This is a genomic window from Ferriphaselus amnicola (assembly GCF_000974685.2).
Taxonomy (GTDB): domain Bacteria; phylum Pseudomonadota; class Gammaproteobacteria; order Burkholderiales; family Gallionellaceae; genus Ferriphaselus; species Ferriphaselus amnicola.
Genome location: NZ_AP018738.1, coordinates 937,121 through 952,022, shown reverse-complemented (window position 1 = coordinate 952,022; position 14,902 = coordinate 937,121). Strand labels below are relative to the sequence as shown.

The 14,902-nt window shown below is 57.2% G+C and carries 10 protein-coding genes; 5 read left to right on the top strand and 5 right to left on the bottom strand.

Annotated elements, in window-relative coordinates:
- The first annotated feature begins 73 nt into the window (after positions 1-73).
- The 4 genes from OYT1_RS04500 (at position 74) to OYT1_RS04485 (ending at position 10,138) form a co-directional block, all read left to right on the top strand.
- Positions 74-4,663, top strand: a complete 4,590-nt coding sequence (locus OYT1_RS04500) for an EAL domain-containing protein (protein WP_062626956.1) — start codon at positions 74-76, stop codon at positions 4,661-4,663.
- 94 nt (positions 4,664-4,757) lie between these two features.
- On the top strand, positions 4,758-8,840 hold the full coding sequence (locus OYT1_RS04495) for an EAL domain-containing protein (RefSeq protein ID WP_084612005.1): 4,083 nt from the start codon (positions 4,758-4,760) through the stop codon (positions 8,838-8,840).
- Positions 8,841-8,850: 10 nt separating this feature from the next.
- Complete coding sequence (ybeY, locus tag OYT1_RS04490) at positions 8,851-9,291, top strand: rRNA maturation RNase YbeY (RefSeq protein ID WP_062626954.1); 441 nt, start codon at positions 8,851-8,853, stop codon at positions 9,289-9,291.
- Between the two features lie 7 nt (positions 9,292-9,298).
- A complete protein-coding gene (locus tag OYT1_RS04485) occupies positions 9,299-10,138 on the top strand; it encodes an HlyC/CorC family transporter (RefSeq protein ID WP_062626953.1) in 840 nt (279 codons plus the stop codon).
- 2 nt (positions 10,139-10,140) lie between these two features.
- Here the strand turns inward: OYT1_RS04485 and OYT1_RS04480 are convergent, their stop codons facing one another.
- The 5 genes from OYT1_RS04480 to OYT1_RS04460 form a co-directional block, all read right to left on the bottom strand.
- Positions 10,141-10,992 (bottom strand): alpha/beta hydrolase, encoded by an 852-nt coding sequence (locus OYT1_RS04480; protein ID WP_062626952.1) that lies wholly within the window; start codon positions 10,990-10,992, stop codon positions 10,141-10,143.
- Positions 10,989-11,699, bottom strand: a complete 711-nt coding sequence (gene dnaQ / locus OYT1_RS04475) for a DNA polymerase III subunit epsilon (RefSeq protein WP_062626951.1) — start codon at positions 11,697-11,699, stop codon at positions 10,989-10,991. The genes OYT1_RS04480 and dnaQ overlap by 4 nt, the downstream gene beginning before the upstream one ends.
- Positions 11,696-12,145, bottom strand: a complete 450-nt coding sequence (gene rnhA, locus OYT1_RS04470; protein ID WP_062626950.1) for a ribonuclease HI — start codon at positions 12,143-12,145, stop codon at positions 11,696-11,698. The genes dnaQ and rnhA overlap by 4 nt, the downstream gene beginning before the upstream one ends.
- Positions 12,138-12,872 (bottom strand): class I SAM-dependent methyltransferase, encoded by a 735-nt coding sequence (locus tag OYT1_RS04465; protein ID WP_062626949.1) that lies wholly within the window; start codon positions 12,870-12,872, stop codon positions 12,138-12,140. Before OYT1_RS04465 ends, rnhA begins: the two co-directional genes overlap by 8 nt.
- Before the next feature lie 62 nt (positions 12,873-12,934).
- On the bottom strand, positions 12,935-14,095 hold the full coding sequence (locus OYT1_RS04460; RefSeq protein WP_062626948.1) for an MFS transporter: 1,161 nt from the start codon (positions 14,093-14,095) through the stop codon (positions 12,935-12,937).
- Positions 14,096-14,227: 132 nt separating this feature from the next.
- On the opposite strand from OYT1_RS04460, the gene grpE reads away from it, so the two are divergent.
- Positions 14,228-14,743, top strand: a complete 516-nt coding sequence (gene grpE, locus OYT1_RS04455; protein WP_062626947.1) for a nucleotide exchange factor GrpE — start codon at positions 14,228-14,230, stop codon at positions 14,741-14,743.
- Positions 14,744-14,902: the final 159 nt, after the last annotated feature.

Genomic DNA, 14,902 nt, shown 5'->3' with positions numbered 1-14,902 from the left:
CTGTAAGTAAGTTTGCTATCATGATGAGCGGGGCTTGTTGTAGAAGCCAAGACCAACGAAACAGGAGTATGAAATGGTGCGGCTCGCCAAGAACAAAACCAAGACGTCTTTGAACGCCCCGAGTGAAACCGCCGCCCTCTCTGCTGACTCAATAGAAAAGCCGCTGCGCCCCTACCTAGTCGGAATTGGCGCGTCTGCTGGCGGGCTGGAAGCCCTGTCCAGCATGATCGCCGCCCTGCCTACCGACCTCGGTATCTCATACGTCGTACTCCAGCATCTCTCGCCCACCCACCGCAGCATGATGGTGCAGTTGCTTGGGCGCGAGACGGCAATGGCGGTAACAGAGGTCGAAAGCGGTTTACACCCGCAGCCTGACACCATCTACGTCGCTCCCGCCAGTTGCAACGTCAAGTTAAAGGATGGCGGTTTCGTCCTGATCGAAGGCCCTCGCGAAGCCACTCCACGCCCATCGGTCAATGTATTCCTCAACTCGCTGGCTGAAGACAAGATCGAGAATGCCATCGGCGTGATCTTGTCCGGCACAGGGAGCGATGGTGCGGCGGGTCTGCGCGACATCAAAGCAGCTGGCGGCTACACCTTTGCGCAAGATCCGCAGACCGCCAAATATGCGGGGATGCCGCAATCCGCGATCGATACGGGCTGCGTTGACTGGATCTTATCGCCTGAAGGCATTGCCAACGAGATCGCCATCATCGCCCGCTCGCACGGCACGGTCACTGTCGCAAGAGAGGCTCCGGTAGCCGCCACGACGCTGAAAAAGCTGCTGATGAAGGTAAAGCAACAAACGCGCATCGACTTTTCCGGCTACAAGGAGGGCACGCTATGGCGGCGCATCGAGCGACGTATGGCGGCTTGCCACATCACCAGCCTCAACGACTATCTGACCTTGGCCGACACCAACCCGGAAGAACTGGAACATCTCGGCAAGGATATCCTGATCTCCGTCACCGCCTTTTTCCGCGACCCAGAGTCGTTCGCTGCGCTACGTAATGTGCTACGCGGCGTGGTGCAGACCAAGCAACCGGGTGACGAGATTCGCATCTGGGTGGCAGCCTGTGCCACCGGCGAAGAGGCATACACCGTTGCCATTCTCCTGTCCGAGATATTGGGCCCGAACGCCATCCAGTTCCGCATCCAGATATTTGCCACCGACATCGACCTCAATGCCCTAAGCATCGCCCGCAAGGGCTCTTATGCTGAAAGCGCACTGGCAGATCTAGATCCCAGCCTAGTGGTGCGACATTTCCAGAAGGTCGGCAACCGCTACGAAGTGTCCCGCACCTTGCGCGACATGGTAGTGGTCGCCCGACAAGATTTGGTGCAAGACCCGCCCTTCCTGCGGCTGGACATGGTGAGCTGCCGCAACATGTTGATCTACTTGCAAAACGAGTTGCAATCCAAAGTATTGGCCACCTTCCACTACAGCTTGTATCCAGGTGGATTGCTCTTTCTGGGCAAGTCTGAAGGTGTATTTCAGCAGGATGCACTGTTTGATGTCGCTGACAAGACAGCACGCATCTACCGGCGACGTATCGGAGATTCCCGCCTTACCATCCCGTCGTTCCGCTTGCCGGACGGTAACGAACGCACCACGGGCAAAGTTCAGCCACCAGATGCCGAGCGCCGCCTTGTCGAAGAGACCATGCGACGTTATGCGCCCTCATCGGTGCTGATCAACAACTCGTTCGACATCTTGCAGATTCATGGCGACGTCGGCGCTTATCTCGCCGTAGTAGCCGGCAAGCCCAATTTCAATCTGCAACATCTGCTGAGGCGAGAACTGCGCGCCGACCTACAAATCTTGCAGCATCACGCCGAGCACAAACAAGAATCCGCCGTCGGCAGGCCACATACCATCAAAGTCGGAGAAACCAAGCACGACATGCGCATTGCCGTGCACCCCTTGGAGCTGCTCAATACCATCACACCGCTGTTTCTGGTTTGCTTCGAGGTTTTGCCAGAAGCAGTGCAAGTTATAGAAGGCGCGCCATCCTCCTCGCTGTCGGCAGAAGGGCGTAACGTACAAGAGCTGGAAGACGAACTGATCTCTACGCGGGAACGCCTGCAAACCGTGATTGAAGAGCTAGAGACCTCTAACGAGGAGATGCAGGCGCTCAACGAAGAGGTGCAAGCCGCCAACGAAGAGCTGCAATCGTCGAATGAAGAGCTCGAGTCCACCAACGAGGAACTGCAATCCACCAACGAAGAACTGACTACGGTAAACGAGGAGCTACAAGTCCGCTCCACTGAGTTGGCCGATCTACTAAACGACTTGGAGAATATCCAGAACAGCGTCGGCTTCCCTATTCTGGTCTGCAATGAGAATCTGGAAGTCACTCGCTTCAACAGCCCTGCCGCCGCGCTGTTCTCACTGTCTAAAGCATCGCTTCGCCAAGTGATCCCCGCACTGCGACTCCCCGTCGGCATGAAGGACTTTTCGTCGGTGGTACAGCAGGCGATCGTATCCAACCATATCAGCGAAGAGCATATCTTCTCTAACGAGCGCCATTACCTGCTGCACATCTCGCCCTACGAGACCAAGTTGCGAGCCCATCGCGGCGCGATCATCGTGATGCTGGATTACACTGAACGGCTGGCGGCAGAACGCGAAGTACGCAAGAACCGCGAAATACTGTTGGCGATCATGAACAATTCGACCGCCATCGTCGCCCTTAAAGACTTAGCCGGACGCTATGAGTTCGTCAACCGCCAGTTCGAACGCTTTTTTGAGGTCGAGGCCATTAACGTGCTCGGCAAAACCGATGCCCAAGTATTTCCGCGCAAGCAAGCCGACGATTTCCGCTCCAAGGAGCTGGAAGTGGTACGCCACAAAACCGTGCTGGAATTCGAAGATCAGATCATCTTCCCCTCGGGCAGAGAGTGTTTCTTGCACTCCGTACGCTTCCCGCTGCTGGCCGAAGATGGCGAGGTGTACAGCGTCTGCACGCAAGCCATGGATGTCAGCGAACACAAGCGCGCGGAAGATCAACTCAGGCTGGCTGCCCGTGTATTCGACCGCGCGGGTGAAGGCATCATGGTCACCGATGCCAGTCAGACCATCCTGACCGTCAATGGCGCATTCACCCAAGTCACCGGCTACGAAGCCGAAGAGGTGATCGGCAAAACGCCCAGTATCTTGTCCTCTGGGCGACACGAAGCCACTTTCTACCACGACCTATGGGAACGCTTGCTCAGCCAAGGCTGGTGGCAAGGCGAGATCGTCAACAAACGCAAGAACGGCGACACCTACCCGGAATGGCTCACCATCAATGCCGTGCGTGACACTCAAGGCGATATAGTCAACTACGTCGGCATCTTCAGCGACATCTCGGTGGTGAAGGAATCCCAGCGCCGTGTCGAGTTCCTCGCCACCCACGACGAACTGACCGGCCTGCCGAATCGCACCTTGTTCCTAGACCGGCTGCGTCAGGCCATCGCGCATACCGTGCGTGACGATGGCACATTCGCTGTGCTGTTCGTCGATCTCGACAACTTCAAAGTGGTGAACGATTCGCTGGGCCATGCGGCAGGTGACGAGTTACTCAAAGAGATCTCGCGGCGTCTGCGTGACTGCGTACGCGGACCAGACACGGTCGCTCGCTTCGGTGGTGATGAGTTCGCGCTGCTGATCGAGGATGCCACGGTCGCCGAAGCCGAGATGACGGCTCAGCGCATCGCCGAATCCATGCTGCATCCGTACTCCATCGGTCGCCAGAACGTCTATCCGGGGGCCAGCATCGGCATCTGCCTCTACCCTAATGATGGCGTTGATCCTGAGACCTTGCTCAAGAACGCCGACAGCGCGATGTACAAGGCCAAGGACGGCGGTAAGAACACCCATCACTTCTTCACCGAGGAGCTGAAGCAGGCTGCCGACGAACGCCTCAAGCTAGAGACCGGTCTGCGTGGCGCGATCCGTCGCGAAGAGCTTTCGCTCGTCTTCCAGCCGCAATGGGACATCGCCACCAGACGCATGGTCGGTGTCGAAGCACTAGCCCGTTGGCGGAATCAAGATGGCCAAATCTCCCCGACCAAATTCATCCCACTGGCCGAGAAGATCGGAATGATGGATCATTTGGGTGAGTGGATCGCTTCGACTGCCTGCAAACAAATGGCTGCTTGGCTCAAGAAAGGGTATGACATTCCGCAGATCTCGATCAACATCTCTGCTGAACAGTTCCGCCGGGGCAACGTCCCCGCGATGATGCTGCGCCTACTCAGTCAGCATCGTTTGGATGCCAGCCAAGTGATGCTGGAGCTAACCGAGAGTGCGCTGACGGAAGACATCGACAGCATCCAGCAAGTGCTACTGGAACTCAAATCGCTAGGAGTCAAGATTAGCATCGACGACTTCGGCAGCGGTTATTCGTCGCTGGCTTATCTGCGTAAACTGCCGATTAATGAACTGAAGATCCCTCAAGAGTTCGTGCGTGAAATCGGCCATGATGCCGACGACCAGGCCATCGCCAAAACCATCTTGGCCATGGCTGAGACCTTGGGTTTCAGTGTGGTCGCAGAAGGTATCGAGACGGAAGTACAACTAGAAGTGCTGAAAACTTTAGGCTGCGACATCGCCCAAGGCTTCTTGCTAGCGATGCCAATGACGGCTGAGGAGTTGGTTGAGAGATACTTTCCCGAATAGTGTCGCACTAGACTGACGCGACACACTCGGATAATCCTTTAGGTCCGCAAGCAGCGTACAGGAGGCGCAAGGTGAACAAAACTGGATTGAAATCATGCCTAATGCCATGACGAATCAACCGTCTCACTCGGGTAGTAACGGGCAACCCACGCTACTACTAGAAATTGCTACACGGGATGTCGTGCGCCTATCACCCGATGATACGATAGCTCAGGCAGCAAGCAGCATGTCCGAGCGGCGTATCTCGTCGATATTGGTCACTGATGCAGACAGCCATCCACTCGGCATCGTCACCGAACGCAACATGCTGCAAGCTATGCAATCTGGCTGCCCGCCAAGCACCGCCTTGCGCGAAGTCATGTCAGCGCCCGTCATCACCATGCCGCAATCCACCGCCATCCTGGATGCCTATCACTTTTGTCGTCGCAATGGAATTCGCCATCTGGCAATCGTAGATGACAGCAACGCATTGCTCGGTGTAGTCAGCGAAACGGATTTTCGCCACTACCTAAATCTCTCTGCACTAGCAGGACGACGTAAAGTCACCTCTCTCGCCCGAGGATCGGCAATCGCCCTGCCACCTGCAACCGGCCTAATGCAAGCACTCGATCTGATGCAGGCGCAGCGTAAGAGTTGCGTCGTGGTGATCGAAGGCGAGAAGCCTATCGGCATAGTCACCGAACGGGATGTCGTGCGCTTTTATTCCAGGAGTATGCCAGCCGCCGACATTACGCTGGGCGCAGTGATGACCGCCCCTGTGCTGACCATTTCACACGAAGCCTCGATCAACCAGGCTGCAGAAAAGATGCTCGTGCATAAAGTGCGTCATCTGGTGATGGTGAATAAATACGGGCTCTTGGCTGGCCTGCTGAGTGAGCATGACCTAACTCAGACACTGGTGAGCGATAACACCGACATGCGCGATGGGGTCGACGAAAACTTTCTGCGCACCCTCATCAATACCTTGCCGGACCTAGTCTGGCTGAAAGATTTAGACGGCGTGTATCTTGCCTGTAACCACCGTTTTGAGCGTTTCTTCGGTGCAAGGGAGGCCGACATCGTCGGCAAGACCGACTACGACTTCATGCCCCGCGAGATCGCAGATGCTTTCCGTGAGTTCGATCGTCATGCAGTCGAGATGCCTCATCCAAGTGTTAACGAGGAATGGGTCACTTACGCCGATGATGGCCACCGTGAACTGCTTGAGACCATCAAGACCCCGATGCACGGCAACAGTGGGCAAATGATAGGCGTGCTAGGCATCGCCCGCGACATTACGCTGCGCAAACGCATCGAGGATGCACTGTATTTCGTATCCCAGAAAGGCTGGAAAGGCTCCGAGAAGTTTCTCGACGCACTCGCCCGATATCTCGGCGAAGCACTCGGCACGGACTACGTCATCATCGACAAATTAAGCGACGATCCGGAGTATGCCGAGACCGTAGCCTTGTATGCGCGGGGTGAGATCGCCCCCAACATCCGCTACCTCCTGCCCGGCACACCCTGTGCGAACGTGGTCAGTAGCCAGTTCTGCTGCTACCCGGAGCAGGTGCAGCGACAGTTCCCGAACGACAGCCTGCTCGTCGACATGGGTGTGGAGAGCTATGCCGGCATCCCGCTGTGGGCTGCCGACGGCCGTGCCATCGGCCTGATTGCCGTGCTCGACGGCAAACCGATGCGGGACCCCAACCTGATCGAGCAACTCCTCAAGATCGTCGCCTCGCGTGCCGCTGCCGAGTTGGAACGCGAGGCCGCCCACCGAGCCCTGCAACAAAGCGAGCAAGAGTTCCGCACCTTGGCCGATCACATGCCAGACAACATGGTGCGCTACGATGCCCTTGGCGCGGTGCGTTACATGAACCCCGCCTTCGTCGCCAGCATCGCCCAGGACATTCGCCCAGAGATCGGCAAGGTCACCGCAGCGGCCCACCCTGACTACGCACCCGCACATGCTTTCCAGCGGCTGATCGAACAAGTGGTACGCACGGGTGAACCAGCCACGATAGAGATGTCGCTCCCCGCCCCCGACGGCGAGCTGCGGAGCCACTTCATCCGCCTCGTCCCAGAGCGCGACCAAGATGACAACATCATCGGCGCGCTGGCCATTGGCCGCGATGTCACTGAACAGAACCGAGCCCACGAGCAACTGCAAAAGGAGAAACAGTTCGTGGATGATGTGATCAACAGCATGCCCGGCATCTTCTACCTGCTCGATCCGCAAGGCCGCTTCCTCAAGGTGAATAGGCATTTCCTCGAGGTCAGCGGTTATACACAAGCGGAGCTGGACGGCATCACCGCCCTCGACCTGTTCGAAGGCAGTGATCGTCAGCTCATCGCAGAACGAATCAGCGACGTATTCAAGTATGGATCAGCCCGGGTAGAGGCAGGATTCCGAACCAAGTCAGGGAAAAAGTATCCCTACCTGTTCTCTGGCCACCTGACGAACATCAACGGTGCGAACTACCTCGTTGGTGTGGGCATGGACATCTCAGAACGCACACAAGCCGAAGAAGCATTGCGTATCTATGCCAGCGTGTTCGAAACCAGTCAGGAAGCGATCATCCTTAGCGATGCTGACAACACCATCACCGACGTCAACCCAGCCTTCACCCGCATCACCGGCTACCAGCGCGAAGAGGTGATCGGCAAGAACCCGCGTCTGCTCAGCTCTGGCCGCCACGCCCGGAGCTTCTTCGCGGAAATGTGGGAAGCCTTGGAGCGCAACCTGACATGGCGTGGCGAGATGTGGAACCGTCGCAAGTCCGGTGAACTCTATGCCGAGCTGCTGTCCATTTCGGTGATACAGGACAAGCAAGGCCACAAGCAGCGCCATGTCGGCGTGTTCTCCGACATCAGCCGCATGAAAGCGCACGAGGCTGAATTGAGTCGTGTCGCCAACCACGACATGTTGACAGGTCTACCCAACCGGCGCCTGCTGGCCGACCGCCTGAACCAGTCCATCGTACGTGCCCAGCGCAGCGGAAAGATACTGGTGGTGTGCTACCTCGATCTGGATGGCTTCAAACAGGTCAACGACGAGTTCGGCCACGAAACCGGCGACCAACTACTCATCGTCATCTCGCATCGCCTGCAGGCCATCTTGCGTGCCGATGACACCTTGGCTCGCTTGGGAGGCGACGAATTCGTGATGCTATTCAACGAGCTCAGCCACGAGCAAGAATGTCTGTTCGTACTCGACCGCATACTGGAAGCCGTCAGCACGCCCGTCCCGGTCGGCACCAACGTAGCCAAGGTTTCCGCCAGTCTTGGGGTCACCTTCTACCCCGTTGACCACGAGGATGGCGACACGCTGCTGCGACATGCCGACCAAGCCATGTACATCGCCAAGCAGCACGGCAAGAACCGCTATCACCTCTACGACTCCCACAACGATCAACAGGTACGCAGCCAGCACAATTCGCGACAACGGGTCGCTCTAGGACTGGAGAACGGAGAGTTTGAACTGTATTTCCAGCCCAAGATCGATCTGACCACTGGAACCACCACGGGTGCAGAAGCCCTGATCCGCTGGCATCATCCGGAGGAAGGAATGCTGTTGCCAAAGCAGTTCCTACCACTGATTGAAAGTTCATCCGTAGAAATTCAGCTCGGCGAATGGGTGATGGACAACGCGCTGTATCAACTAGATTGCTGGCATCAACAAGAAAAAGTGCTGGAGCTCAGTGTCAACATCTCGGCTCACCACCTGCAATCGCCAGGCTTCGTCGACAAACTAGCGCGTCGGCTACGAAACCATCCTCACATCCCACGCAACTCTCTGCAGATCGAAGTGCTAGAGACTGCAGCGCTGTCCGACATCGAGCAGACCTCAAAGACCATCAACGCGTGTCGAGAACTGGGTGTGACCTTTGCACTGGACGATTTCGGCACCGGATATTCCTCGCTGGCCTATCTGCGCAAGCTGTCAGCTGAGACATTGAAAATCGACCAGTCGTTCGTCATCAACATGTTGAATGACGACGGCGACAAGGCTATCGTGGAAGGCATCATCGCACTGGCGCAGACCTTTGGCCGAAAGACCGTGGCTGAAGGCATCGAGCAGACCGAACTGGCCGAGACCCTTCGTCTGGCGGGATGCGACTTCGGCCAGGGATTCGGTTTCGCCCACCCCATGCCAGCACACGAATTCTTGGAATGGCTGGCCAAAAAACAATAAAATATGACGCATGCACAAACTATCTCTCGCTGTTCAGTACGCCAGCCACTCCTCCGATTTGCCAACCCGGCCGCAATTCCGCCGCTGGTTCCAGCGCGCGCTGGAACAGGACGTACAGGTTTCCCTGCGCATTGTGGACGAAGTCGAAGGCCGTGCCCTTAACCTTGCCTATCGCGAAAAGGACTATGCCACCAATGTACTGACCTTTGTTTATGACGACAACGACCCGCTGTATGCCGATGTGGTGATCTGTGCGCCCGTGGTGGAGAAAGAGGCTATCGAACAGGGTAAATCGTTGGAATCGCACTACGCCCACCTGAGCCTCCATGCGGCACTGCATCTGCAAGGCTACGACCACGAGACCGATACAGAGGCTGAGGAAATGGAAGCGCGCGAGACTGCGCTGATGCTCAAATTAGGGTATCCTGCGCCCTACGCCGTAACCCCATGAATTTGCAATGAACGACCCCGAGAGTAACAAGCCGACCTGGCTTGAACGTTTGTCCACCCTGCTGCTGCGCGAACCTGAAGACCGCGACCAGCTCATCGAAGTCCTCAACCACGCTTACGAACGCAACCTGCTCGATGCTGACGCGCTGTCCATGATGGAAGGCGTGATTCACGTTTCCGAACGCCCAGTGCGCGAGATCATGATCCCGCGTGCGCAGATGGATGTGATCGACATCAGCCTGCCGCCGGACGAGTTCCTGCCCTACGTGATCGAGACCGCGCACTCGCGCTTTCCGGTGATCGACGGCGACAAGGACAACATCGTCGGCATTCTGCTGGCCAAGGATCTGCTGCGCATCTACGCCGGCGAGAATTTCGAGGTGCGCGACATGCTGCGTCCGGCAGTGTTCGTGCCGGAATCAAAGCGCCTCAACGTGCTGCTGCGCGAATTCCGCAGCAACCGTAACCACATCGCACTGGTAGCCGATGAGTACGGCGGCGTGTCTGGCATGGTGACGATCGAGGATGTGCTGGAACAGATCGTGGGCGACATCGAAGACGAATACGACTTCGACGAGGACGAAGACAACATCATCGCCGACGCAAGCAATGTGTGGCGGGTCAAGGCGGCGACCGAGATCGCTGATTTCAATGAGGCCACCGGCGGCAGCTTCAGCGACGAGGAGTGCGACACGGTGGGCGGGCTGGCGGTAAAGGCTTTCGGAAAATTACCCAAGCGCGACGACCAGATCATGCTGGCTGGCTTGAGATTCAAGGTGCTACGCGCAGACAGCCGCCGCGTACATCTGTTCCAAGTCGAGCGCGTGCCGGAATCTACCGACGCCTAGATTCAACGTGCGCTGTGCTGCACGAACTGGCTCAAGGCCGCGCGATACTCCAACCATGCAAAACTGGGGATATTGCTGTGCTCAGCGCCGGTGATAAATATAAGTTTCTTAGGCTGCGGAGCATGCTCATACAACTCTCGCCCCATCTGCCAAGGGATCTTCTGGTCGTTCGTGCCGTGCAAAATCAATAGCGGCATTTTCAACTGGCTGATCTTGCTCACCGTATCGAACTTCTGGTTCAACACAGCCTTGATCGGCAAAAAGCCGTAATCCTTCTCGCCCATGGCCGCCATCGAACTGAACGAACTTTCGATCACCAGCCCTGCCGCGTCTGGGTGCCGCACAGCCAGATCGGCAGCAATGGCGCCTCCCAGAGAATGGCCGTAGATGAAGGTATGAGCAGGCTTAGCATGTCGCTGCTTGATCAACCAGTTCCATGCCGCCTCAGCATCCTCATAGACCTTAGCCTCGGAAGGCGGACCGCCGGTACTGTGACCATAACCACGATAATCCACCAGCAATTGGTTATAACCCAGCTCATGCATGCCTCGCATAACTTCGGGACGCAAGCTGATGTTGCGGGAATTGCCATGAAAATACAGGATGGTCGGGGCATTCGGTGCAGCTGCAGGAATCCACCAACTCACTAGCTCGCCCTGCTCCATCTCCTTGCCGGAAATGATGCGTACCTCTTCATATTTCAAACCATTACGCGCAGGCGTAGTCAGCAGAATCGCGTCTGGGTTAAACACCAACTGACGCTGTTGCAACCAAAAATAGCCCACTACAGCTGAGTAAGCCAGCAACATCAAGCCGATAATCGAGCTGAGTTTCCGCAGCGCATTCTGTATCACACCGGATCCTCCAACTTAAGCCACAGACACTTTCCCTTGCTGGCTTTGTCGATGTCAGCAAGTTGCTGTGCGTGTAACGCCTGTTCCTCTGCGCTGGCACAAAGCACTCGCAAGGTCGGACGAGGTTGGTTATCGATGACAGTTGCTTGCGTAGTCGCAGATGTGGACTCCTCGTCACCAAGCAAACTCTCCTGCCCGCGCGTCATCGCCAGATAGACCTCGCCCAGCAGTTCGGTGTCCAACAGCGCGCCGTGCAAGGTGCGATGCGAGTTATCGACGAAGTAGCGGTCACACAGCGCATCCAAATTATTCTTCTTGCCCGGATGCAGCTCCTTGGCCAACTTGAGCGTGTCGATCACGCTGGGGCAATAGTGCGTGACTTTATTCAGCCCGACTCGGGCGAACTCGCTGTTGATGAAACCCACGTCGAACGGCGCGTTGTGGGCAATGATCTCAGCACCGTCTATGAATTCCAGCAGCGAGGACGCGATGTCGGCGAACAGTGGTTCATCCTGCAAACGCTCCCAAGTAAGGCCGTGGACGCGCGCCGCCTCTTCCGGCACGTCACGCTCGGGGTTGATGTAGCGATGAAAGCGCCGCTGGGTGACCGCCCGATCGCACAACTCGATGGCCGCGATTTCAACGATGCGATCACCGCGATCAGGGTAGAGGCCGGTGGTTTCCGTGTCGAGTACGATCTGCCTCATGCGCCCCTCCCTAGTTCCTCGATGCCGCGATTGGCCAACTGGTCGGCGCGCTCGTTGCCGTCATGCCCAGCATGCCCCTTCACCCACAACCATTCGATCTGGTGCTGCGCTGCCAGCTCATCCAGCCGCCGCCACAGATCCTCGTTCTTGACCGGTTTCTTGTCGGAGGTCTTCCAGCCGCGTTTCTTCCAGTTCACCACCCACTCGCTGATGCCCTGCTGCACGTATTTCGAGTCGGTGTGCAGACGCACGTGGCAGGGGCGTTTGAGCGCCGCCAGTGCCGAGATCGCGCCCATCAGCTCCATGCGATTATTGGTGGTATGGCGCTCACCGCCGCACAACTCGCGCTCTTTTCCTGCCATGCGCAACAGCGCACCCCAGCCGCCGATGCCGGGATTGCCCTTGCATGCGCCATCAGTGAATATCTCTACGATCTCTTCAGTCATCTTCTTGTATCTGTTGGGTTACATCGCGGTTCAACTTGGGTGCCACCGGCAGCAGTTTGCTCACCAACCCCTCGTTCCAGCGCGGTTTGATCAAGCGCATTCCGGGGACGCGCTTCTTCGCTTGCAAGAAATATACGCCACCCCACACCGCCCACCAGCGATCGCCAGACGGCTCCATGAAGTGGAAGCGCTCCAACCATTGAGTGCTAGCAAAAGGCGGTGCGTAGCAGGCAAAATGCCCGCCCGTCACCTCGAAACCAAGCAGCGCCAGCCAGTCCTTCAAGCGCGTCAGTGCGATGAACTGACCACGCCACGGATAGCCTTCACGCCCCCCCAAAGCTCGGCGCATCCCCCACAAACTGCGCGGATTGAAGCCGCTGATGATGAGCTCACCTTCTGGTCGCAACACCCGCTCGGCCTCGCGCAGTATCTGGTGCGGATCATCGTTGAATTCCAAAACATGTGGGAGCAGCAGCAAATCGAGACTATCGGTTTCCAGTGCCAACTCCTGCGGCAACAATCGTAGATTCACGCCGGATTCGTCGCCCGCCACAGTACGCAGCGGCATCCGACTGCTGCGCAGAAATTCGTGTTGCGGCAAACCCAATTGCACGGCATTGAAACCAAAGATGTCGGCCACGGCATGGTCGAAGAACGCCTGTTCGCGTACCAGCAGGTATTGCCCCTGCGGCGTCGCCAGCCAGTCGCTCAACGAAGTGTCAATCATGGTTACGTGCGCTCAGTCCAAAACAAACGGCGCTCATTATGCCCGCATTTGGGACGGTGGAACTACTCCCTTGCCGTTTCGACCACGCGCAACTTCCACAGCATCAGCATCACACCCAGCAACGCCATCACCGCGCTCATCGAATACATCAGAGATGCGCCCCAATGCTGCCACAACGGCCCGCTAATCAAGCCACCCAGCGTACCGCCCGCACCATAGGTTAAGCTGCCGAACAGCGCCTGCCCGCGTGACTGATGCCGTCCACGAAAATAGTGATGCACCAGCGCCACTGCCGCCGCATGAAAGGCCCCAAACGTCGCAGCGTGCAACACTTGCGCCAGCAGCACCAACACTAAGGAATCGACACACCAACCGATCAGCAGGAAGCGCGACACCGCCAGCGCCAAGCTCACCGTGAGTATCTGCGGCAACGTGGCGTGGCACAGCAGCCAAGGCATCAGGAAGAACACGCCGATCTCGCAGATCACCCCCAGCGCCCACAGCGCACCGACCGCGCCCTTGCTGTAACCGTGATCGACCAGATAGATGGTGTAAAAGGTGTAATACGGCCCGTGCGCCAGCGCCATCAGAAAGCAGGCACCGAACAGCGCTAGCACTTGCGGTTGTTTGACGATGCTCCACACTGGCTGCTCGTCGCTATGATGAGCTTCCGTCTCGGTCGGCGGAATCAACCGGGCGAACAAAAAGATGCCGACCATGATGACCAGCCCCACCCACAGCAGCCAGCGGATAGCGATGTAGTCCAGCGCATAACCCAAGCCCACTACAGCGACGATGAAGCCGACCGATCCCCAAGAACGCAGACGCCCATAGTTCGCCGACTGTTTGCCGAGGTAGGTCAGCGTGGTCGCCTCTACCAGCGGCATCGACGCGCTCCAGAAGAAACTCATCGCCGCCAGCGCCAGCAGCATCCCCCAGAACCCCGACACGAAAAACACTGCACAGTACGTCAGTGCGCTCAATCCCGCCGCCAGCTTTACCACCATCAATCGGTCGCCGGTGTGATCGGCCAGCCAACCCCACAGACTAGGCGCGACCATGCGCATCACTGGCTGCACCGACATCAACATGCCGATCTCGATCACGCCAAAACTCAGCGACTTGAGATACAGCGCCCAATACGGCGCGAACATGCCGACGAAAGCGAAGTAGAAAAAATAGAATCCGGCGATACGCCAGTGGTAATTTTTATGAGTTGTCACAATTTCACAGCAGGCATAGCAGAAGGCTCCCGCGGTCGTGGATTATCTCATGCGGGAAAAAATATTTACCATCGGCTCTTGAAACAGAAAAAAATATGCCCATCTTGCCTCCACGTTTATTTGGAGAGCACGATGGAAAACACCGAAGCAACTGCCGCACCCACCACCGAACAGACCGTAGCCCCCGACACCACCCCCAGCATGGAAGAGCTGCTGCAACTCGCTGAACGCAAGGCGCAGGAGCATTACGACGCTTGGATGTACGCCAAGGCTGAGGGCGAGAACATCCGCCGCCGCGCCTCCGAAGACGTGAGTAAGGCGCAGAAGTTCGCCGTGGAGCGCTTCTCCAACGAAGTGCTGGCGGTGAAAGACAGCTTGGAAGCTGGCTTGGCCGTGACCACTGAGAACGTGGAGAGCTTCAAGAGTGGCATGGAGCTAACGCTGAAACAGCTCACCAGCGTGTTCGAGAAGTTCAACATCAAAGAGATCAACCCGGTCGGCGAGAAGCTCGACCCGCACAAGCACCAAGCCATCGGCATGATCGACAGCGAACTGCCCGCCAACACCGTGGCGAGCGTGATGCAAAAGGGTTACACGCTGAACGAGCGCGTGCTGCGTCCGGCACTGGTGATGGTGTCGAAGGGCTGACAGCGGGAAGGGATCGCGCCCTTGGCGCTCAAGGGGGAAGTAGAAGAGTGCAAACCCTCTCTCCAAATCAGGTGAGCGAGGTTTTACCCTTCCCCCTTCCCCCTTCCCTCTTCTCCCTTCACTAAAAAGAACACTTGAAATACAAAGAAGCCGCCCCAT